Source organism: Kosakonia sp. SMBL-WEM22, assembly GCF_014490785.1.
Taxonomy (GTDB): Bacteria; Pseudomonadota; Gammaproteobacteria; order Enterobacterales; family Enterobacteriaceae; genus Kosakonia.
Genome location: NZ_CP051488.1, coordinates 1,313,669 through 1,333,561 on the forward strand (window position 1 = coordinate 1,313,669; position 19,893 = coordinate 1,333,561).

Genomic DNA, 19,893 nt, shown 5'->3' on the forward strand with positions numbered 1-19,893 from the left:
TTTTTTTATAACAGTTCATGTGCTTTGGCATAATCAATCAACTCAACGATGGTATGCACGCCGAGTTTGGAGAAGATGTTTGATTTATGGGCGCTGATTGTTTTGTTGCTGAGTATCAATTGTTCCGCAATCTCTTTGTTTGAAAAACCGTTCGCCAGGTAACGTAATACCGTGACTTCGCGATTCGAGAGCGGCATATCCCGAGTTTCCCCTTTACGTTTTCCAGGGTGATTAATGTAATTGAGCGTTTCGGAAGGAAAGAAAGAGTATCCGGCAAGAATCATCTTTACCGCATTATAAATATCATTGAGATCTTTTCTTTTGCTGACAAAACCATTCGCGCCTGCGCGGATCGCGCGTGCGGCATAAAACGACTCTGATTTTGAAGAGAGAAAAAGCACGTTGACATCATCACGTACTGCTTTGATTTTTCTTAATAAAGTGAATCCATCGGTCTTCGGTAATTCAATGTCCAGAATAACCAGATCCACTTTATTAGCGCGAATAAAATCGAGCGCGCTGCGGCTGTCATCTGTTTTTAGAACGACTTTCACATTTTGGTTTTTCTGCAACAGAACTTCTATCGACATCCTGACGATAGGATGCTCATCCATAATAATGACGGAAGCCGGTTTCATCTATTTTAGCCTCTGATTGTTTTTTATGCCTCGTCTACGCAGGTGTGCCACAGACGTTAAGAAGAGTAATTGCCGTTGACGTTTTCTGTGACGAAGATAATTTTCATGGGAAAACCGGTAGCATCCTTGTCTGCCAGACTTTTTCCCTCGCAGACTGCGAAGGGGGGAAATAATCTATTCCGTGTTAACGCAAGAGAAAAGGCGTGCGGGTTAATGCGCTAGATCAATTATACCTGGTAAATATGTATGGAGAGGTCTTATGAGTTAGCGTGAGTTATTCGCCGACAGGAAATTCTAAGAGATAAAAGAGCGTAAAAGATATTTGAATCTATCTGTTATCAACTTTTCTTGTTTTAGTGAATTATAATTTTTACGGCGAGCAAAACAAAATATCAGGCTATTTGTTTTCTGCCTGTTAAAAAGATGAGTGGCATTTTCCGCAGCAAGTATGAGCAAAGCATTGTGCAGAGCGGATACCAAAGAAAGGTATCCGCTCTGTCTGGCTCCAGGATTAGTTTTAATTGTTATTGCCTTGTGAACAAATGCCTGAACAGATGCGCTTTCCTATCCCGTTTTACCCATGAGATAAGGTGAAGAGTGATTCCATTCATAGCGTCTGGTGATGCCTGTTGAGGGTCAGACGATGAAGTAGATGAATAAGACTTTGTCTGTCGGGAAGGCCAAGTAACCTAAGCTGGGTATTGAGTCGGTAAACAACGCGATGATAAGGGAGGTTGAGCTGTCGGGCGATGCGTTTCATGGTTAATCCTCGCGCCAGGGAAGAGAGAATTTTCCACTCCGTTGCTGGAAAGAGCGGAGCGTGAATACTCCTTTCAGGAGGCACCAACAGTGCCTGGCGGAACGGAACAACGGAGAGGTCACGGGCTATAACATGAAAAGGGCCCGCTGCGCGCAGAAAACTCATTTGCGCCGGATCGTCTTTTGAGGCGAGGAGATAGATATGCAAACCGCGATTACATAAATTAGGCTGCCGCAGGGTTTCCAGCGCCTCCAGCCGGGAGGTTGTCAGGGTCTCCATATCAACAATTAAGTGGGAAAGATAGGGTTCGCAAAGCTGATGATTGGCCATCTCCAGTGATGGAAAGACTGCGTTTCGTTTGCCGGAGAAGAGACAACAGCGCCAGGCATAACTTAAGTAGTGATCGGTAGAGATTAGCGTCTGGCTAATCATATATTCCGGCAGTGCAAAATTGAGTTGCTGGACAAGTTGTTCCAGCGTATCAAAAAGGGGAGGCGTTGCGCCCCGGTAAGGTAGAACCCGATGCGTCGGTTTATCGCTGCGATGTTTTTCTCTACGGATACGTTTTCGCATTTTTCCCTCGCCAACGTATTTTATTTTTCGGCTTAAACGCCCTGTCCATTCAGGCTTTGCCAGCAGCAAACGCATGCTGCATGTCCTGCTTTATGCCCTGTTAAGAGCAACATTTTTACAATCTGATTCATGCAGAAACAGGTACAGATACTTAAAGCCATCTGGGATATTTCCCAAGAAGTGGGGCAGGATTAAGGCGGGGACGTAGGCGTAATGGCGCATAAACTTGCGGATTGCCGCGAAAACGCGCAGGCGCGTTCACTTCGCAGGCAACCAGCCTAAAATACATTGACTCACCTGGTGCGGACCGTATAATTCCAGGCGTTTCCACCGTAAAGTGGTGGCATCGCGTAATGCGCCCTTAGCTCAGCTGGATAGAGCAACGGCCTTCTAAGCCGTAGGTCACAGGTTCGAACCCTGTAGGGCGTACCATCCTTTCTTCTACTCACGTCTCCATAAGTCCAGTAAATCCAGTCTCCACGCTATTCCTCAACTATTTATCATCTCCCATTGTCTATTAACATATCTTGAAATCTACTGTTATGTGGGGGTACATTTGGGGGTATATTTTGTTCAATAAAATGAGATACCCCCAGAGTGAAGCTCACAGCACGTCAAGTAAGCACTTCCAAACCTCAGGACAAGCCCTATAAACTCTCTGACGGTGGAGGAATGTATCTGCTGGTAAACCCAAATGGTTCTCGATACTGGAGACTCAAATATCGCTATGCAGGTAAAGAAAAACTGCTGGCTCTTGGTGTGTACCCTGATGTCACCCTGGCTGATGCGCGCGATAAACGTAATGAGGCAAAGCGTGTCATTGCTGCCGGCAGCGATCCATCTGATGTGAAACAAGCCATCAAGAACGCAAAAGCTGTAGCAATGCAGAACAGCTTTGAACTGATCGCTCTTGAATGGCATAAACATAAAAAAACAAACTGGTCATCTGGTTATGCCGACGACATCCTTGAGTCCCTAAGGAAAGATATTTTTCCTTATATCGGCAAGCGAGCCATTACTGATATCAAACCTGTTGATATGTTGGCTGTGCTGAAGAAGCTGGAAGAAAGGGGCGTGCTCGATAAACTCAAAAAAATACGACAAGCCTGTAAGCAAATTTTCACATATGCAATCATCACCGGCCGTGCAGAAAACAACCCAGTTGCGGACCTGGCAGGAGCTCTCAAACCACCGAAGCAACAGCACTACCCCCATTTACAATGGGATGAACTCGGCGGGTTTATCGAAGCCCTCATGGGCTACAGTGGAAGTAAAATAACCCGGACTGCCACTTTTCTGCTGATGTATACCGGCGTCAGAACCATTGAACTACGTGCCGCGGAGTGGAAGGAATTCGACTTCTCAAATAATCTCTGGCAGATCCCCAAGGAACGCATGAAGATGCGCCGTCCTCACCTAGTACCTCTCACGAGCCAGGTTAAAGCTATGCTATTAGAAGTCAAAAGTATCACCGGGCGCGGTAAATATGTTTTCCCAGGGCGCAATGACGCTGGAAAGCCGATGAGTGAGGCTAGTATCAACCAAGTCATAAAAAGGGTAGGTTACGATGGGAGAGCAACGGGCCATGGCTTCCGCCATACCATGAGTACCATTCTTCATGAGCAAGGATTTAATACCGCATGGATTGAATCTCAACTCGCTCATGCCGACAAGAACACTATTCGGGGAACATATAACCATGCTCAGTACATTGACGGGCGACGCGAAATGCTTCAGTGGTATGCAGACTATCTGGATGAGTTGGCTGATAAAATCACCGGCTGAGAGTTTTACTCTTTGAGATGAAAAATAGTTGTTCCAATAATTACACTTGTTCCATATTTAGATTTAAAAATGTAAATCATTGTTTTTTAGATATATTTACACATTTAAGTTGGAGGGGATTTTTCGGGTTGGAACAAATGCATAAACGTGATTGTTTGTCAGGCTAGACAAAGGCTGGTTATGTATACAGTTCACTATGGACATGTATACTCCAGTAGACGATAATTCATTCAAAGGTAATGGCTATGTATAGGCTGTTCTTCTAATATCCGTACACCTCTGCGGGTTGGCATAGCCACCAAAAAAAGAGGACGCGAGGTGGCTGTATATGGCATTACCAAAGAGGGAGTATTATACACTTCAGCAGGCAGCTAAAAAATCGGGTTGTGAAATAGAAGACCTTTTGCACTATGCAGCAATAGGCGTATTACAACTCTGCGTACATTATGAGGACAGCAATAAAGCTGGTAGCGATTGTTATTTTTACGCCTCACTATCTGATAGTTTATTAGATGAGTTAAACGACAATCAAGAAAGTTTTACTATGCATTATTCCTCTAGATATAATCTTATAACTATGGATTCTAATGCTTATTTCTTCACTGCCGAGGATGGTAATCCGTGCTGGGCCGAGTATGTTAATGGATGGTTTGCGATCGCACATACTGAGCTAACATTACCTGCATTTGAGAAATCTAAAAAAGCTGATGTTTCTCAACTTATACATCCGCGAAATAACTTGAATACAAACACCGAAGGATGGGATTTATCAACAAAAGGATTTGATGTGAGTGGGCCTTGTTTTTATGAGGCGAAAAGTTTTTCATCAGATGATTTTGTAATAATGGCAGATGAGTTGGATATTCTAATGAATGGTGGAATGAAGATTGATCTCTTTAGCCTGACTGATGAATCAGCCCGTATTAAAAATGTTTTGACAAAAGATGTTGGGAATAAAACGCTAACGTCAATGGCTAAACTAATTAAATCATTACTTTATCTTTGCTATAAAGATGAGGATATTGTAAACAACCCCCGAAAGCATTTTGATAACAGTCAAAGTGAAATCAATAAGGATTTCGATACGCTCGGGCTTAAACTTCCATCAGGAAAAACCATCGATAAATGGCTCCGGGGCGTCGATCTCGATAAGAAATGAAAAATGGAATATTCCATGTGTGTATTGGAATATTCCGAAGTCGTGATGTCTACAAAAGTAACCTTTAACCGTTGTCTACCAGCGTCTAACCAAGGCGCATTAGTGATACTGGGGGTTACATGTCACAACCATCTCTAATCCGTTTTCATGAAGTGCAGAGGCGCACTGGCTACAGCAAAGCCTGGATTTATCGTCTTATGGGACAAGGTAAATTTCCATCCTCCGTGAAAATTGGTTCTCGCGCAATTGCCTTTGTCGAAAGTGAAGTTGATAACTGGATTAACCAGCGCATCGAAGAATCGCGCAAGGAGGTTGCCTGATAAAGAACACTCTATGTGCATTTGTTGCGTGTCGTTTAATTAGCATCTGGTTAAGATCTGATTGTCGCGGCAGTTATCAGCGAATTAAAGACAGGTAAATTATCATGATTAAATTATATGCCCCTACTGGGGAGGATCTCGCTCAACCTAAAATTGTACAGCACGGCATTTCTACGCCAACCATGAGTAGTCTGGAAATGGTCGATTACATCAATGCTGAGCGGCAGATGAAAGCTAAAGAGGAGGGAATGTCATTCCCATGCAAGAAATATCGCAAGCTTCGCCACGACAGTTTGATGGCGAAAGTGCCAAAAGTCTTGGGTGAAGCTCAATCTCCAAAATTTTTTGGAGATTACATTGATGGCAAAGGGCGAGGCCAATCTTGCTACAACTTCCCTAAACGCGAGGCCTGCCTGATGGCAATGAGTTATAGCTACGAACTGCAGGCTAAGGTCTACGATTACATGGAAGAGTTAGATCGCCAAGCTCATGGCTATCTCAATTACTCAGTGCAAGAACTGCAAGCAATTGTGGCTGGAGCTCGTAAGGTCTCAGATGAAGACTCAAGTGACGCTGGCCGTCGTTTACGTAAACGTCAGGACGACTTGGTACTGCTTGAAAAAGCGGAATCGCTGGTTGAGAGCCTCAGTCAGTTGAAGCTTGATTTAATCTGTAGCGGTCGTGATAAGGAGATTCATTAATGTGCGATAAGCAAAAACTCAATCCTGTTAATGAACTTGAGAGAATCAGGGCGTTTGCAGTTGCTGCAGGATATTTATCCACTACTGGGAAAGAGGCGACGCTGTTGCATGAACTTGTAGATTTAGTGGGGGAAATCGCCCGCAAGGCACTCGAGCATGAAGGCGTTTTATAGTCTCGTTAATATGGGGTGGCTTGCGCCACCCCATATTTTTATTCGTTCACCTTCCTATCCGCGTTTCTCTAGCCAATTACTCTGTTTCCATCCCGTACACCGCTCTGAGTTGCTTCAGGACTAAATTTTTGTCAAACATCGCGTGATCCTCAAAACGGTTTGCTGGACTGAAGGGCTTCAACATCTTTCACGTAGCGATCATGCATGGCATCCCACTGCTGGCACCACTTTTCCATGTCACGCTTTCGAGCCAGAATACGGCGCAGACGGCGTACACAACGCTTGTGGGCTGCCATATACTCTGGCTTTGTCTCACCGTCACGCCAGACCTCCATATCGTCACGATCAATGCGTACCCGCGGGTGACGCTGCTGAAAACCGGAGCGCTCAAAAGCCCAGGTGGTCATGAAGAAAGCCAGATAGCGGATCGCCGTATTGCGGGTGAAGCATTTTTTGATGCGGCCGTGACGGCGTGCCACGAACAACGGACCAGCCGGGGTGTCGTGTTGCTGTAATGCCAGGTCGATTGCGCTGGCGATGCGTTTGTCAGTCATTTTCTGTCCTTCAGTTTTGAATAGCGTTCGTGGCTCATCACTTCCCAGTTCTGGCCACCGTCGCGGGAAAGCAGGCGCCAGCGGAGATTCACATTCAGGCTCAGATAGCCTGTCTTGTGCATGCGGCGGGGGCGGATCCGCCCTGCGCGGTGCTGGCGCAGCACACTCACAGCCCTTTCGTGAACCCATTCAGGGATTCGGATCGCAGTAAGTGTCATGAATGCTCCTGTGTGATGGCCGCTGTTTTCTTCGCGTGTTCGACCAGCTCAGCCACAAGCTCATCAACCAGCAGCTTTCCGCTTTCTGTCAGGTATTCGCCATGACCATTCACATCAACTGCATTCCGGTACAAATCGCGGATAGCTTTATAGCCCTCGACGCTTCCATGCTCTTTCCGGGCTATCTTTTCGAAGCGAACAAGAAGCCCATCCAGAACAATTTCAGTAATCTCCAGCGTGGCTATACCGCCTTTAGGAAGACTGATAACAATGCAGGTGCTGCCAGTTTTTCTCTGGTGGCGAATCAGGGCGGCTTTTAATATCCGACGGTGGTAAGTCGAAATTAAATTATCCATGCGTTTTACCTTTCCTTTCTGCTTCATCGTTCGCCAGAACGATTTGCTCTTCTTTGTCTGTCCAGTCGAAAACTGAGCCAGCAATATCGTAAGCCAGACCTAAAAGCGCATTAAGTTGAAAGCAGTCAAACTGCTCATGGTGAGCATGGATTGTCTGCATAAGGAAATTAAGTTGCTCTGCCTGAATCTTAACGTTCATAATATTCTGACGCTGCTGAATCATTTGTTATCTCCCATATGCTTTCTTTAAATATAAATTTGCGATAACCCAATAGCCGGCGCTGCACATCATTTTTGCTGTCTTAAAAGCATCTTTTTTTCATGATGAACGACATAAAAAAGATTGTGAGATTCCACAGCAATTAAGCTGAAATAAATCCTTTGAATTAATATTATTTATTTTTTATCTTTAAGAGCTTGCTCTTCTATGAGCCAGGCGCATACGTCGCCAGTTAACGTGCTAAGCAGAGAGGCTACAGCTTCAATCTCAGTGCATCCATTTTGTTTGGGTACAGTTGCATCATGTGGCAAATAATTTCTGCTTGATAGGCCTTCTCTTTAGCTTGTTCTAAAGACATTTCATGCGCCATGATCACAATCCTTTAAACCAGAAAGATATGAGGCTGAATGTGATATCTTATTTGTTGCAATCCCAAGTTCTGCAAGGTCTGCGATGATGCAGGAAAGTTTTCCAATCTTTTCTTTATCTACGCCAGCATCTTCTGCAAGCGCGAATATGCTCAGGCCAATATAATTTATGGCTTCGAGAATTGAAATTGTTTTAGTGTCACAGTCACAAGCTAAATCACCATAATCGATACCTGAGCAATTATTGCTATAACGAAAATCATCAATATCTACGAGCTGATAAAACTTTTTGGTTTTTGGTGAGGTTGTCATTTCAAGGCTCCGTTTTTTGCCGATGAAATGATAATAGACAATGCTATTGGCTGAATCAATAGATTAATCTATTAAATTTGCTATTGAAATGAGATGTTGACGTAATTACATGAATTTAATAATAAAAAAAAGCCGCTTGCGCGGCGTTTTTTTATGGATTTGGACTCACAATAGTACTGAGTACCAGAATACTCGTCCAATAATTTCAAGGTTTTGCAATGATTTCTCCTCGGCAGGAAACTCAGCGCTGTTATAGCTTCTTATGCTGACTGTATCTGGACCAGTACGGTATAGAAGTTTAATTCTTTTCCACCCATCTTCATTTATGGCATAAATCTTTCCATCAACGATTTTTTTATCTTCTAAGTTGACTGCAACGGTAGTTCCATCAGGCATGGCTGGTTCCATGCTGCCGCCTCTAATCGGAAAGCACACTATACTGCTACCACTTGGATCAGCGCCTACTCTGAGAAGGGTAGATTTCGAGAACCTAACCTTATGGCCACTATCGCCATCTTTGACAAGGTGATCATCTGAACCTGCAAACTCAATATCATTCAGAAGCACCACATCAACTTCGTCTTCACTGACTGGCGTGTTGTCACTTCCATTCTCCCCTGGATGGTCTTCATTTTTTTTATTCTCAGGTTTATTTGAATAATCATCAGCAGTCATTGGCTCTTCACCGCTTACAAGCCACTCTGGCCTAACGTTCAGGGCTTTCGCTATATCAAGTATCTTGGACGAACCATTCGCCCTCCCTGTGGCTATTCGCCAAATAGTAGGCTGAGCCATTCCTGCTTGCTTAGCCAGCATACCTTGGCTCATACCTGCTTGAGACATTGCGTAATTGAGTCTTTCGCCCAACGTAAGTAATTCGTTTTTGTTCATCTCATAGTCTCCTCTATTGCATTTTATGTCCAAATGATAAGTATGTCTATTGCTCGCGTTAATAGCTATTGCTATTATTGATTAATAGCAATTCGGAGGGGGCATCTAAATGACTAAAACGGCAGTAGAGAAAGCTATCGATATAGCTGGCGGTGTTCACGCGTTAGCGAGAGCTGTTGGTGTTAAACAGCCATCCGTTTCCTATTGGAAAAAGGTTGGTAGGGTCGGTACCGATTATGTTCTTGACGTAGCTGACGTGACTGGGATTCCAGCACATGAACTGAGGCCAGATAAACCAAGACTTTTTCCCGTTCCGCACATCAAGGATAGCAAGTGATGCATCGAGAACCAGCAACTGTTAACAGCAATTTGGGAGGATAATTCAGTGAGTCAATTCTTACAGCTCGTTGATCGTCCGATTGCTTTTCAGCGGTCCTTTGTGCGTTTGGGGGTTGGTATAACCGGGGCTTTGCTCCTGTCCCAGATTGTTTATTGGCAAAACCGTATGGAAGGGCAATGGTTTTATAAAACCCAGGCTGAACTCGAGGAAGAGACAGGGCTGACCCGTTACGAGCAGGAAGGCGCTCGTAAAAAACTGGTTACTTGTGGCGTTCTGGAAGAAGCGAAGCGCGGCATCCCTGCGAAATTATATTTCAGAGTAAATCAGGAGCGTTTGGAAGAGCTTCTTGTCGGTGAAAACCAGCATGCAGGTGTGGGGAAAACCAACAACCAAGGATGCGGAAATTCCGCAAACAGTGATGTGGAAAACCAGCATGCAGGTGTGGGGAAAACCAACGAACAGTTACGTGGAAATTCCGCATCCATTCATACAGTAGATTACCAAGAGACTACACAGAAGATTAATACAGAGAATAAATCTCTCGGTGCATCGGCTGAAGCCGACACGCCGAAGGTGAAATCTTGTACTGATTATTCTCCTACATTCGAAGAAGCCTGGCAGGCATACCCAAAACGCGCTGGTGGCAATCCCAAAGCCGCAGCATTCAAGGCGTGGAAAGCACGTCTGAAAGAGGGCGTAAGCCCGGCAGACATGCAGGCAGGCGTAACGCGCTATGCGGCATACGTCAGCGCCACTGGCAATGCCGGGTCGCAATTCGTCAAACAGGCAGCAACATTTTTCGGTCCCGATCGTCATTTCGAAGAGTCATGGCAGGCACCATCCATAAACGGAGGTGGTCGCCGCAACGCACTTCCGGTCTCCGGGTTCGGTGAACAGAACTACGGCGACTCAGACTGCAACTGGTAATTTCAGGGGAAACAACATGCTGACTATCAAACAACGCGAAGAAAAAGACAGCCTGCAGGCGAAGCGCGACGCATTAACCGAAGAACTCGAATTTGCCGTGGAGCATAAAAAACCATGGCGGTGGGGCAGCTGGGAAGCGGGTGGGGTTACCACGGTGTCATGCGCCATCCACGGGGATTACGAAAGTCTGGCGCTGTCCGGAAAATCCCTGCGTGGCGCTGAAAACGTCGTTCACTCGCCCTGCCCGGCGTGCATCAGGGATCAGATTGTCCAGGCAGAAGCCGCGCTGCGGGAACTGCGCGTGTGCGACCTGCTGGACAATGCCGGCATTGCGCGCCGCTTCGAAGCCTGTGAGTTTGGCAATTACCAGGCTATTAACCCCAGCGCGGCGAAAAATCTGGCTGCCTGCCAGCGGTATGCCGCCACATGGCCAGAGCGTCTGCAGGCGGGCACCGGGCTTGTCATGACGGGCACATGCGGTACCGGCAAAAACCATTTAGCCGTTTCGCTGGCAAAGAAAATTATCCGCGATCACCTGGCGAAGGTGGAGATCACCGATGTCATGCGCCTTATCCGTGCGGTGAAAAGCACCTGGCGCCACAATGCCGAAAGCAGTGAGGAACAGGTTATCGAGCACTTTGCCACCCTGGACCTGCTCATCATCGACGAGGTAGGGGTGCAGTTCGGCAGCCCTACAGAGATGACCATCCTCCAGGAGGTGATCAACGCCCGCTACGAAAGCATCCTCCCGACGATTCTTATCAGCAACCTCACATTTGAGCAACTGAAGGAAACCATCGGCGAACGCATCGTTGACCGGGTCACGGACGGGGGCATTAACAAGCTGGCTTTCAGCTGGGAAAGTTTCCGCAGTAACCGCGGGGCCGCAGCATGAGTCAGGTCTGGCGAAATGACGATCTGGAGGGTGCTGTTATCGGCGCTATCTTCCTGCGCGGTGCAGATCCCGAAGTGCTGGATATTCTCTCCCGCGTACCGGGGAGCGTGTTCTCTGTTCATCAGTATCGGGAAATCTATGCGGGAATCTGTCGCCAGGCGCGCAGCGGGGTAATTGACCCGTTGTTGCTCTGCGAGGTACTCCCGGATCTGAGCGCCACGATTATGGCATCGTCGAGTATTGCCTGGGCTAAATCAGCACTTATCTCGTACGTATCCATGCTGACCCGCAATGCCGCTGTTCGCGACGCTGAAAAAGCCATGACAGAAGCACTTGCCGGCATCCGGGATGCGAAAACCGGTGATGCCGCGGTCGCTGCCCTCGAATCTGCCAGGCAGGTGATGTCGTTAATCGATGTCAGCGCCGACACCGTTAACCCTGTTCACATTGATGAATTGCTTCCTGAGGTTCTGGCGCGTGTTGAAGCGCGCATGGAGGGCACGGAAGAGGGGCGCAGCCTGCTTACCGGTATTGACGACCTCGACGCGAAAACGGGCGGGATCGATATCACCGACTTGGTGTTTATCGCCGCGCGGCCGTCAATGGGCAAAACCGAGCTGGCGCTGGACATCATTGATAAGGTTTCTGCTCAGGGGCATGGTGTGCTGTTCTTCAGCATGGAAATGGCAAACATTCAGATCGGCGAACGCATGGTTTCAGCGGCGGGCGGTATGCCTGTTTCACGCCTTAAGGCCGCCGATCGCTTTGAAGATGAAGACTGGGCGCGGCTTACGAACGGTGTGGGCCACCTTACGGGCCGCAACATCTGGATGGTCGACGTTAACGATCTGACTGTTGAGCAAATTTGCCAGACGGCAACCCGCTGGAAACTTGCCCATCCTGAAATCGCGCTGGTGGTGGTGGATTATCTGGCACTTATCAAAATCCAGAGCGCCGCCCGGTACGATCTCGCAGTCGGTGATGTGTCGAAAGGCCTGAAGCGTCTGGCAAAAGCAAACAAAACACCGGTTATCGCCCTGAGCCAGCTTTCGCGCGGCGTTGAATCGCGCCCCAATAAACGCCCGATGAACTCTGACCTTAAAAACTCCGGCGAAATCGAGGCCGACGCTGATCTGATCATGATGCTTTACCGTGACGAGGTTTATAACCCCGAATCCCCGGCGAAAAACATTGCCGAGATCAATATTACCAAGCAGCGCAACGGTGAGCTGGGAACTGTATACCGCCGGTTCTTCAACGGCCATTTCCTGCCGATCGATCAGGATGAGGCAAAAGCCCGGTCTGCGCCGCCGGTCAGGGCTCAGGCGCGTCGCTATGCGAAAGGGAGCCACCCGGCATATGAAGATTTTTAATATCACTCCGATGGGTAAGCCACGCATGACCCGCGCAGATAAATGGAAAAAGCGGGATGCGGTTCTGCGTTACCGGGCCTTTTGCGATGAGGTTCGCCTGCATGGACTGGTTATGCCGGAGTCCGGAGGACATATCACTTTTGTCATTCCCATGCCCGCCAGCTGGAGCCTGAAGAAACGCGCTGCGATGAGTGGTCAGGCGCACCAGCAAAAACCGGATGTCGACAACATGATTAAGGCGCTCATGGATGCGCTGTTTACCGATGATGCGCATATCTGGGATGTGCGGGTAACAAAGCGCTGGGGTGAGAAAGGGCAGATTGTAATTTCAAAGAACGAGAGGGCTATGGAATGAAACTTGAAGTATCACTTAAACACTTCAGCCCTCAGGGCATGAACATCAGCGACAGCGTTAAAGGCACCTCTCCTGACAGGCTGACCGGTACAGATGTAATGGCAGCGATTGGCACCACCAGCAGCCGCGCGCGCTTCGGTCTTGCTGCGTTCTTTGGAAAGGCGGGGATCAGCAAAACGGATGAGCAAATCGCAGTGCAGGCGCTGGTGCGGCACGCGATGGAAGTTGCCCCGAAGAATGTGCGTAAAGCAGCTGGTGGCGAGTTTGGCTGGTGCATGCAGGTGCTGGCACAGTTTGCCTTTGCTGAGTATGCCCGTTCAGCAGCCAGCAGCAGCACCTGCACCACCTGCAGCGGTACTGGAAGAACAACCCGCATGCAGATTACCCGCAAGGTGTCTTACCCCTGGGGAAAAGCACCTTACTGGGCTTGTCGTTCGCGTGCGGCCCGCCCGTCTGACTGGGAGAAATGGACAGAGATAACAGAGTATATCCCGGCGGTTTGCGAAACCTGTGAAGGTAAGGGAATAATAAGTGCGCGTTGTCGTTGCGGCGGTAAAGGCGAGGTACTTGACCGCAAGGCCACAAGCGAGCGCGGCGCTCCGGTCTTTAAAACCTGCGAGCGATGCTCAGGCAATGGCTTCTCTGCGGTCTCCTCTGCGACGGTACACCGCGCCATTCTTAAGAACCTCCCTGATCTTCATCAATCCTCATGGTCGCGCAACTGGAAGCCATTCTATGAACGATTAGTTGATGCGTTGAATGAAGGTGAGCGACATGCGGCTGTAGAATTCGATAAGGCAACAGCTTATTAACGTGATCGGAGCAAATGTCGACACCTTTTTGCACGTTAGTGTTGACTTTGCATAAAGTTGCCCTGTATGATTCTAATCATGCGAAATTGCGCCTAGTCATTTTCAGAGTACGACAGCCCCTTTCGGGGCTTTTCTTTATGGGAGTGTTTTGTAAAAGCTACTAAAAAGAGATTTATCTTTATTACTGACAGCTTTTTTCATATTAATTTGGATGTTTAAAGGTTTAAGATTCTCTTTAGTAACAAATATCTTAGCTTTTTCGAATCTATCCTCAATGAATTTGAATCTTTCACCCAAGCGAAATACTCTTAATCCGAGTTGCATTACTTTTTTTTCTGAGATTTTGTCGGGATTGCACTTATTTAGTTCATCTAAAACAAGAATAATGTCACGCTCGAAAATCAAAGCAATATCGTAATCGTTTAGCAAACTTTCAGGAAAACGCACTACACCGATAACTTCATCCTTGAATGATGGTTTTGAACTGGTTGAGCTTTCATTATCGACTGATTTTTGCGACATAACATCTAAAAGTTCAGTTTCTTCCTTGGTTTTGATCTTTGCCAAGTGGACGCGCCCATCTCCAGAACCCGCCATCCTCTTAAGAGATTGATGAGCGGCGCGCCCTATAACTTTTGGATCTTTCATATCCAGAATTTTATGTGCCAACCAGACCAACGGTGGCGAACTGGCTTCTAGCTTGGCTTTCATTTGGTAGAATCTAAAAATATTAGTTTTTGCTTCTTTCAACGCAGTCAAGTATCGGTGAAAGTCTGCTTTGTGCTCGAGATCTCTCGCCAGTTCTTCAAATTCTACGCCAAATGCATTTGTTCCACATATGTGACCAATATTTGTTTCAAAACCATCTTCAGTTATTACTAGGAACCCTTTTTTATGTCCTGCACGACAACTTGCTTTCCCGCAGGGTATCTCATCTGGAAGATCGTCGTAATAACCGAACACATCTGATAGTTGCTGATTTTTTAGATCCAACTTGGGGCGAAAATTTTGACGAGCTTTTATATCCTCCCAATTATCGACTCTTTCAAAGCTTTTATCTTTCTTTATAAATATCATATATGCCCTTCCTGTAGTTGGGATTAAATACTTTTCTCCGAACAATATTTAATCATCAAAACCGCAAAATTTCATCAAAACCATGCCATAGATATGGATTTTTTCTCGGCTTGCCAATGTGGGTTTTCCCGGATTTTGGATCGCAGGAATCAACCTATTACGTCAAGTTGTTAAATGCAGCCCGATGGCCTGACCCTTTTACTCACACACAGCACCGACCCTATACAGGCGGAGGTGGAGATGAAACGTATGCCGGACAAAGACGCTGGTTTCTGGGCAGGTCTTATCGCCTGGCTATACAGCCACAAAACAGAATGGGGATATGCGGGCGTGGCGGGCATGTTTTCTTTGCTGCGCAGCGCCTATGCACAGTCCTCATGGAGTAAGCGTGTTCTTGACGCCGTGTCGTGCAGCGCGCTGGCATTCTTCGCCGCGCCGACGCTTCAGGTGGTCGGGGGAGTTCTTAACTGGAACGTGCCTGATACAGCCGCTCAGGTTTTCGCGGTGTACATCGGGTATGTCGGCAATGACTATATAAGCGAGAAGCTGCGCGGGTGGATCAGCCGCAGAACGGGAGATAACAGTGAAAATCAGTCCTGACGGTATTGCCCTGATTAAGCGCGAAGAAGGCGAGCGCCTGAAAGCGTATCGCGACACCAAAGGCGTTCTGACGATCGGCGTCGGTCATACCGGTCTGGTGGATGGCCGCCCGATCACTCCGGCACTGACCATCAGCAAAGATAAATCTACGGCGTTGCTACTGTCTGATATCGCCGGGGTTGAGAAAGCTATTAACGCCAGCGTTAAGGTGCCGCTTACCCAGAATCAGTATGACGCGCTATGCAGTCTGGTCTTCAATATCGGCAAAAAGGCTTTTGAAGATTCCACCGTCCTTAAGAGGCTCAATGTCCATGAACATCACGGCGCGGCCGATGCTTTCCTGATGTGGAAACGCTCCGGTAACGATCCGGATATTCTTCTGCCGCGCCGCCAGCGTGAAAGAGAGGTGTTTCTGACATGAACCCGATCAACTTCATAAAGAACTATTCGCACATCATCGTTATCGGCCTGATTTGCGTTGCGCTGTGGGGACTGAATGCCCGTAACGCCCAGCTAACAGCCACTAATGAACGGCTGGAAAAGCTGGCTAACAGCAAAGACGACCAGATTAACGATCTGCGATCGAAAAATGATGGCCTCGCCGCTAGCGTGGGCGAACTGGTTGCCGCCGTCAGGCAGCAGAACCTGGTGATGTCTCAGGTCGCAGAGCAGCGCGCCGTTACAGCACAGCAGAACCGGAAACTACAGAATGAAATCAAGCGTTACCTTGCTTCGGACAAGTGTGCTGTTGCTCCTGTCCCCCCTGATGCTGCTGACCGGCTGCGTGACGCAGCCAAAGCCGCTGGTGGAGTACCGGACAATAAGCCAGCCGCAAATCAGCCTGCCGGCAGAGCTGACCTCCCGTATTGATGCACCTGAGCCGCCGGACGGAATGACGTTCGGTGAGAGCGTTCAACTCAGTGCGCAGTTATACGGGCTGGTGGGGCAGTGCAATATCGATCGTGCTGCCATCCGGCAGATTGAAGAGAGCAGGCAGAATGTTGCGGGTGGGCTTGAAAAAATGTCCCCTCCGAAATGAAATCCAGCACTTCGGAAGGGAGGGCAAATGCCCTTCATTACAAGTGAGTTGATAATAGTCCTTTAACCCTTTTTGGGTAGAGGCAGTAGTTTATTTTCTTAAACACCATTTAAGTAAATGTAAACTTATATTGAATCGTCGTTTCAATTCGATTTAGGGGGAATTTCAAGGCATCGAAGCCCGAGGTAAGTTGAGGGTTACGAGTTGTTAAGTGGTTGCCAGGTTGGCTGTGCGTCGCGCGAGTATAAAAAAAGCCCTCCAGGTGAGGGCCGCAATAAATACATGCTTGATTTGAACGGTCACGTTTTGAAACTACGACGAGCTCATCCCTGAGCTATCCCCTGTGGTGGGTAGGAGCCACGTTGGGGTGCTTTAAATTTTGCACAATATCCTGATACAGCAAGCGTAAGCGGTTGGTATTGGGAAAAATCTTAGGATATTCACCCTCAGAGAGCGGATCGCCACAGTGACGAAGCAGGTTGGCTATCTACAGGAATACATCAAAGAACAATGTCTAAATTAAAACGGGCTCATAACTGAGCCCTTCAAGATTAGATATTATTCTTTTCCCATTTGACTCTATCAATAAGGCTTTTTGCTATACGTTGCGCTTTCATTTTGATTGAGATCGCTTCTGAGCCATGTGGTGCAAGTAATTCATGCACTGATTCTCCGCCAACTCGCATTTTTAGTTCTTTAAGATGATCTTCACCAGCCAAGTGAACAAGCTCTTTTACGATCAGCTTTAAAGCTGCAATTTCAGCATATAGATCAATTTTTTCTTGATCGCTGCCATTTCCGAACTCAGACATAGATGCTCCGTATGTGGTGTTTTGTTTTAGAGGTTCAATTTTATCACAATCACACTGTGGGCATTGGTGGTCGGTCTGTATGGTTTTTAATCGCGCCTCGCATGCGCTAAACAATCGAGAGTCTTTCAGTCGTGAGCCTGGGGAAAGCTGCTTTCTCGGGCGGCTGTCCCATGCGACAGGCTCACATCTAAAAGGTAGAAATCATGGAACAAAAATTACCGCATATCTCTACGCATCCGTACGTATTTGCTGTTCGCGTTGAATGGCGCTGGCCTGATAACTATTTCTGGTTTGGCCGTGTGGAGCTGCAATATGTTCGAGAGAACAGAATTCCGGTCGTGGAGATTATCGAGTGGCCCGTTATGGCCAAGGTTATCTCCGGGCTCAGAGCGGGTGAGAAAATCCACGTTCGCATGCGCCCTCTGGACAAAGATGGCAACGGCCCGGCGTGGAATGCCAGCGACTGGTTAGAAGGGGCTTCATCTTCTGACACTCAAGACATCGTTCAGCATGTTCAGGACTCACTGGCCGCGTCGTCACCGTTCCTCAATATGAACTATGAAATTGAGGAACCTGGTAAAAATCATTCCGCTGGCATGAAAGTTGGCATTGAGGGTAATCAGCAGCAGGTTAAGTTTTTAGCCGACCGTTTCGCTGTGACCTTCGGAATTCAACTTCGCACGCCTGAAGAAGTTCGGGAGATCGAGGAATACCTCAAGCGTCAGCGGCTGGCTAAAAGTATGCGTGATGCTCTCGAAGAGCTCTCCCCATTTACGGTCAGTAATGGACAAGTTTTCATCCAGGAAGCTTTCTTCAAAGGGGGCGAAATCCAGGCGACGAAAATTGAGCCGGTTGTTGAATATAAAGCCAAACAGGAATCCACGCGTTCTGAGCCGAAAAACAATATCAGTATTAATATTCACTCAGTTGCTCCTGACTGTGGGGCGGCAAGTGATTCCATTAGCAAAGCCGTCGACGAGCGAATCAACTTAATGTTGAAGCCTGGCGGATCAATCTGGCGGGCTATGAATAAAGGCTGACGGAGGCCATCATGGATGTAATCATTGATGGTGTCCCGTATGCACCTGCCAGCGCGCCAACCACCAGCCGTATCGGCATAGCCATTTCAACACATAATCGCGCTGGCGTACTCAGCCAGGCGCTGGAGCATCATCTTCGACATTTCCCTGCCGGCGCGCTGGTGGTTGCCGTTGATGACGGTTCACAGCCACCAGCGGTGGTTCCAGCTGGCGTTAACCTGATCCGGCACGATAAATCGCTGGGTATTGTGGCCTCGAAGAACGCCAGTCTTACCGCGCTGATGGATGCCGGGTGTGAGCATCTCTTCCTGTGGGACGATGACGCATGGCCGATTGCTGATGGCTGGTGGCTGCCTTACATCGAGTCACCCGAGCCGCACTTAAGTTATCAGTTCCTCGATCTGGCTGGCGCCCGCAAGCTTAACGATATCGCGGTGCTGTATCGCGACGATCAGCATATTGCCTACACCGGCCAGCGCGGCGTGATGCTTTATTACCATCGCAGCGCCATCGAGCGTGTCGGCGGATTTGACCCGATTTACGGCCGCGGCATGTATGAGCACAGCGATCTCGCCCTGCGCATCCACAATGCCGGACTAACGTCGTGGGCGTTCGCTGATGTGGTCGGTTCTGAAAAGTTGATTCATTCCCTCGATGAGCATGAGCTGGTGGAGCGTTCGGTGCCACGCCCGGATCGGGAAGAGCAGGTTAAGCGCAACGTCAGGATTCACAATGAACGGCGGGACACCGGATATACCGGCTACGCCCCGTATCGCCCTCAACGCAATGTAGTGATCACCACGCTGCTGACCAGTGAGCCTGACCCGCAGCGCGGTACCAGAATGACTGCCTCACCTGACCTGCTGGCGAAGTGGGCTGCATCATTGCGCGGTTGCAAACGGGTTGTGCTGGCTGATGAGCTGGCTAACGCACCGGCAGATGTCGAACTTTGTCGCGCTCCTGCCGTAAAGATGAACGTTTACTTCCGGCGCTGGCTTCATATCTGGCAGCACCTTCGCGATCACCCTGAGTATCATTTCGTCTGGTGTACTGACGGTACCGATGTCGAAATGATCCGCGAGCCGTGGTCGGATATGGTGCCGGGCAAGGTGTATGTCGGCTCTGAACCAAAGACCTACGCCGATGCCTGGGCACGCCAGCACCACCCGGAGCGAATCTATCAGGACTTCCTCGACGAGCATCGCGACGATGTGATGCTGAATGCCGGCCTGCTTGGCGGCCTGCGCACTGACGTGATGGAGTTTGCGCACGGCATAGTGCGGCTGTATTACCTGCTGGAGTGTCACCGCTTCTGGAAGACGGAGAAAGCAACGGCAGCGGTCGGCGATATGCTGGCGTTTGGCATTGTGGCTAAACGCTTTGGCGATCGCATCGTGACAGGGCCGCAGGTGCACACCATTTTCAAATCTAATGGCATCGGTAAGGAGTGCGCCTTTTGGAAGCACAAGTGAGGCAGTAATGGGAACGGCAATCAGCTTTATCCTGGCAGTGATAGCTCTCTTGATTTTTGTATTCGCCCCTCGCAGTCCCCGAAGCCCTCCTGAATGCCATCGCTGCGGAAAGAACGTTAAGCC

General features: G+C 48.3%; 26 protein-coding genes, 1 tRNA gene and 1 pseudogene. 18 read left to right on the forward strand and 10 right to left on the reverse strand.

Translation table 11 applies throughout. From position 1 onward, the window contains the following. Positions 1 to 5: 5 nt before the first annotated feature. Together fimZ and HF650_RS06195 are read right to left on the reverse strand one after the other, a co-directional pair. Positions 6 to 638, reverse strand: a complete 633-nt coding sequence (gene fimZ / locus HF650_RS06190; protein WP_187801625.1) for a fimbria biosynthesis transcriptional regulator FimZ — start codon at positions 636 to 638, stop codon at positions 6 to 8. Between the two features lie 607 nt (positions 639 to 1,245). Further along, the gene (locus HF650_RS06195; RefSeq protein ID WP_223284276.1) at positions 1,246 to 2,046 is read right to left on the reverse strand and encodes a DNA-binding response regulator; all 801 of its coding nucleotides are present in this window, start codon (positions 2,044 to 2,046) and stop codon (positions 1,246 to 1,248) included. A gap of 280 nt (positions 2,047 to 2,326) precedes the next feature. On the opposite strand from HF650_RS06195, the gene HF650_RS06200 reads away from it, so the two are divergent. The 6 genes from HF650_RS06200 to HF650_RS06225 all read left to right on the forward strand — a co-directional run bounded on the left by HF650_RS06200 (position 2,327) and on the right by HF650_RS06225 (position 6,109). Next, a tRNA-Arg gene (locus HF650_RS06200) sits at positions 2,327 to 2,403 on the forward strand. A gap of 165 nt (positions 2,404 to 2,568) precedes the next feature. Continuing rightward, on the forward strand, positions 2,569 to 3,756 hold the full coding sequence (locus HF650_RS06205; protein ID WP_187801626.1) for an integrase arm-type DNA-binding domain-containing protein: 1,188 nt from the start codon (positions 2,569 to 2,571) through the stop codon (positions 3,754 to 3,756). A 328-nt stretch (positions 3,757 to 4,084) separates the two neighbouring features. Then, entirely contained in the window at positions 4,085 to 4,915 is an 831-nt protein-coding gene (locus tag HF650_RS06210) for a hypothetical protein (RefSeq protein ID WP_187801627.1), read from the forward strand. 119 nt (positions 4,916 to 5,034) lie between these two features. Continuing rightward, a complete protein-coding gene (locus tag HF650_RS06215) occupies positions 5,035 to 5,235 on the forward strand; it encodes an AlpA family transcriptional regulator (protein WP_187801628.1) in 201 nt (66 codons plus the stop codon). Between the two features lie 104 nt (positions 5,236 to 5,339). Further along, positions 5,340 to 5,936: a Rha family transcriptional regulator gene (locus HF650_RS06220; protein ID WP_187801629.1), complete on the forward strand. Its 597-nt coding sequence runs from the start codon at positions 5,340 to 5,342 to the stop codon at positions 5,934 to 5,936. Next, positions 5,936 to 6,109, forward strand: a complete 174-nt coding sequence (locus tag HF650_RS06225) for a hypothetical protein (protein WP_187801630.1) — start codon at positions 5,936 to 5,938, stop codon at positions 6,107 to 6,109. The genes HF650_RS06220 and HF650_RS06225 overlap by 1 nt, the downstream gene beginning before the upstream one ends. A gap of 149 nt (positions 6,110 to 6,258) precedes the next feature. On the opposite strand, the gene HF650_RS06230 is transcribed toward HF650_RS06225, so the two are convergent. The 6 genes from HF650_RS06230 to HF650_RS06255 form a co-directional block, all read right to left on the reverse strand. Next, positions 6,259 to 6,663, reverse strand: coding sequence for a hypothetical protein (locus HF650_RS06230; RefSeq protein WP_187801631.1), 405 nt, complete (start codon positions 6,661 to 6,663; stop codon positions 6,259 to 6,261). After that, a complete protein-coding gene (locus tag HF650_RS06235) occupies positions 6,660 to 6,881 on the reverse strand; it encodes a hypothetical protein (RefSeq protein WP_187801632.1) in 222 nt (73 codons plus the stop codon). Before HF650_RS06235 ends, HF650_RS06230 begins: the two co-directional genes overlap by 4 nt. Continuing rightward, the gene (locus tag HF650_RS06240) at positions 6,878 to 7,237 is read right to left on the reverse strand and encodes a hypothetical protein (protein ID WP_187801633.1); all 360 of its coding nucleotides are present in this window, start codon (positions 7,235 to 7,237) and stop codon (positions 6,878 to 6,880) included. The genes HF650_RS06235 and HF650_RS06240 overlap by 4 nt, the downstream gene beginning before the upstream one ends. Next, positions 7,230 to 7,460, reverse strand: a complete 231-nt coding sequence (locus HF650_RS06245; RefSeq protein ID WP_187801634.1) for a hypothetical protein — start codon at positions 7,458 to 7,460, stop codon at positions 7,230 to 7,232. Before HF650_RS06245 ends, HF650_RS06240 begins: the two co-directional genes overlap by 8 nt. A 356-nt stretch (positions 7,461 to 7,816) precedes the next feature. Beyond that, positions 7,817 to 8,137: a hypothetical protein gene (locus tag HF650_RS06250; RefSeq protein WP_187801635.1), complete on the reverse strand. Its 321-nt coding sequence runs from the start codon at positions 8,135 to 8,137 to the stop codon at positions 7,817 to 7,819. 165 nt (positions 8,138 to 8,302) lie between these two features. Continuing rightward, positions 8,303 to 9,028, reverse strand: a complete 726-nt coding sequence (locus tag HF650_RS06255) for a S24 family peptidase (RefSeq protein ID WP_187801636.1) — start codon at positions 9,026 to 9,028, stop codon at positions 8,303 to 8,305. A 109-nt stretch (positions 9,029 to 9,137) separates the two neighbouring features. Here HF650_RS06255 and HF650_RS06260 point away from each other — a divergent pair, with 109 nt between their 5' ends. The 6 genes from HF650_RS06260 to HF650_RS06285 are packed head-to-tail and all read left to right on the forward strand — an operon-like array spanning position 9,138 to position 13,730. Next, entirely contained in the window at positions 9,138 to 9,365 is a 228-nt protein-coding gene (locus tag HF650_RS06260) for a YdaS family helix-turn-helix protein (RefSeq protein ID WP_187801637.1), read from the forward strand. Between the two features lie 48 nt (positions 9,366 to 9,413). Next, complete coding sequence (locus tag HF650_RS06265) at positions 9,414 to 10,295, forward strand: hypothetical protein (protein WP_223284277.1); 882 nt, start codon at positions 9,414 to 9,416, stop codon at positions 10,293 to 10,295. A 16-nt stretch (positions 10,296 to 10,311) separates the two neighbouring features. Continuing rightward, the gene (locus tag HF650_RS06270) at positions 10,312 to 11,190 is read left to right on the forward strand and encodes an ATP-binding protein (RefSeq protein ID WP_187801638.1); all 879 of its coding nucleotides are present in this window, start codon (positions 10,312 to 10,314) and stop codon (positions 11,188 to 11,190) included. Then, entirely contained in the window at positions 11,187 to 12,563 is a 1,377-nt protein-coding gene (locus HF650_RS06275; protein WP_187801639.1) for a DnaB helicase C-terminal domain-containing protein, read from the forward strand. The genes HF650_RS06270 and HF650_RS06275 overlap by 4 nt, the downstream gene beginning before the upstream one ends. Further along, a complete protein-coding gene (locus HF650_RS06280; RefSeq protein WP_187801640.1) occupies positions 12,550 to 12,918 on the forward strand; it encodes a RusA family crossover junction endodeoxyribonuclease in 369 nt (122 codons plus the stop codon). Before HF650_RS06275 ends, HF650_RS06280 begins: the two co-directional genes overlap by 14 nt. Next, positions 12,915 to 13,730, forward strand: coding sequence for an antitermination protein (locus tag HF650_RS06285; RefSeq protein WP_187801641.1), 816 nt, complete (start codon positions 12,915 to 12,917; stop codon positions 13,728 to 13,730). The genes HF650_RS06280 and HF650_RS06285 overlap by 4 nt, the downstream gene beginning before the upstream one ends. Before the next feature lie 135 nt (positions 13,731 to 13,865). On the opposite strand, the gene HF650_RS06290 is transcribed toward HF650_RS06285, so the two are convergent. Further along, positions 13,866 to 14,807 (reverse strand): hypothetical protein, encoded by a 942-nt coding sequence (locus HF650_RS06290; RefSeq protein ID WP_187801642.1) that lies wholly within the window; start codon positions 14,805 to 14,807, stop codon positions 13,866 to 13,868. A 240-nt stretch (positions 14,808 to 15,047) separates the two neighbouring features. Here HF650_RS06290 and HF650_RS06295 point away from each other — a divergent pair, with 240 nt between their 5' ends. The 4 genes and pseudogenes from HF650_RS06295 to HF650_RS06310 form a co-directional block, all read left to right on the forward strand. Continuing rightward, positions 15,048 to 15,407: a phage holin, lambda family gene (locus HF650_RS06295; RefSeq protein ID WP_223284278.1), complete on the forward strand. Its 360-nt coding sequence runs from the start codon at positions 15,048 to 15,050 to the stop codon at positions 15,405 to 15,407. Then, positions 15,391 to 15,828, forward strand: a complete 438-nt coding sequence (locus HF650_RS06300; RefSeq protein ID WP_187801643.1) for a lysozyme — start codon at positions 15,391 to 15,393, stop codon at positions 15,826 to 15,828. The genes HF650_RS06295 and HF650_RS06300 overlap by 17 nt, the downstream gene beginning before the upstream one ends. Next, positions 15,825 to 16,277 (forward strand): Rz lytic protein, encoded by a 453-nt coding sequence (locus HF650_RS06305; RefSeq protein ID WP_187801644.1) that lies wholly within the window; start codon positions 15,825 to 15,827, stop codon positions 16,275 to 16,277. The genes HF650_RS06300 and HF650_RS06305 overlap by 4 nt, the downstream gene beginning before the upstream one ends. Positions 16,278 to 16,885: 608 nt before the next feature. Further along, positions 16,886 to 16,969: pseudogene (locus tag HF650_RS06310) on the forward strand (lysis protein); the annotation flags it as partial. Between the two features lie 28 nt (positions 16,970 to 16,997). Here the strand turns inward: HF650_RS06310 and HF650_RS06315 are convergent. Further along, positions 16,998 to 17,258 carry a hypothetical protein gene (locus HF650_RS06315; RefSeq protein WP_187801645.1) on the reverse strand — a complete coding sequence of 87 codons (261 nt, stop codon included), beginning with the start codon at positions 17,256 to 17,258 and terminating at the stop codon, positions 16,998 to 17,000. Positions 17,259 to 17,461: 203 nt separating this feature from the next. On the opposite strand from HF650_RS06315, the gene HF650_RS06320 reads away from it, so the two are divergent. Continuing rightward, entirely contained in the window at positions 17,462 to 18,298 is an 837-nt protein-coding gene (locus HF650_RS06320) for a hypothetical protein (RefSeq protein ID WP_187801646.1), read from the forward strand. Between the two features lie 11 nt (positions 18,299 to 18,309). Then, a complete protein-coding gene (locus HF650_RS06325; protein WP_187801647.1) occupies positions 18,310 to 19,770 on the forward strand; it encodes a glycosyltransferase family 2 protein in 1,461 nt (486 codons plus the stop codon). The last annotated feature ends 123 nt before the right edge of the window (positions 19,771 to 19,893 follow it).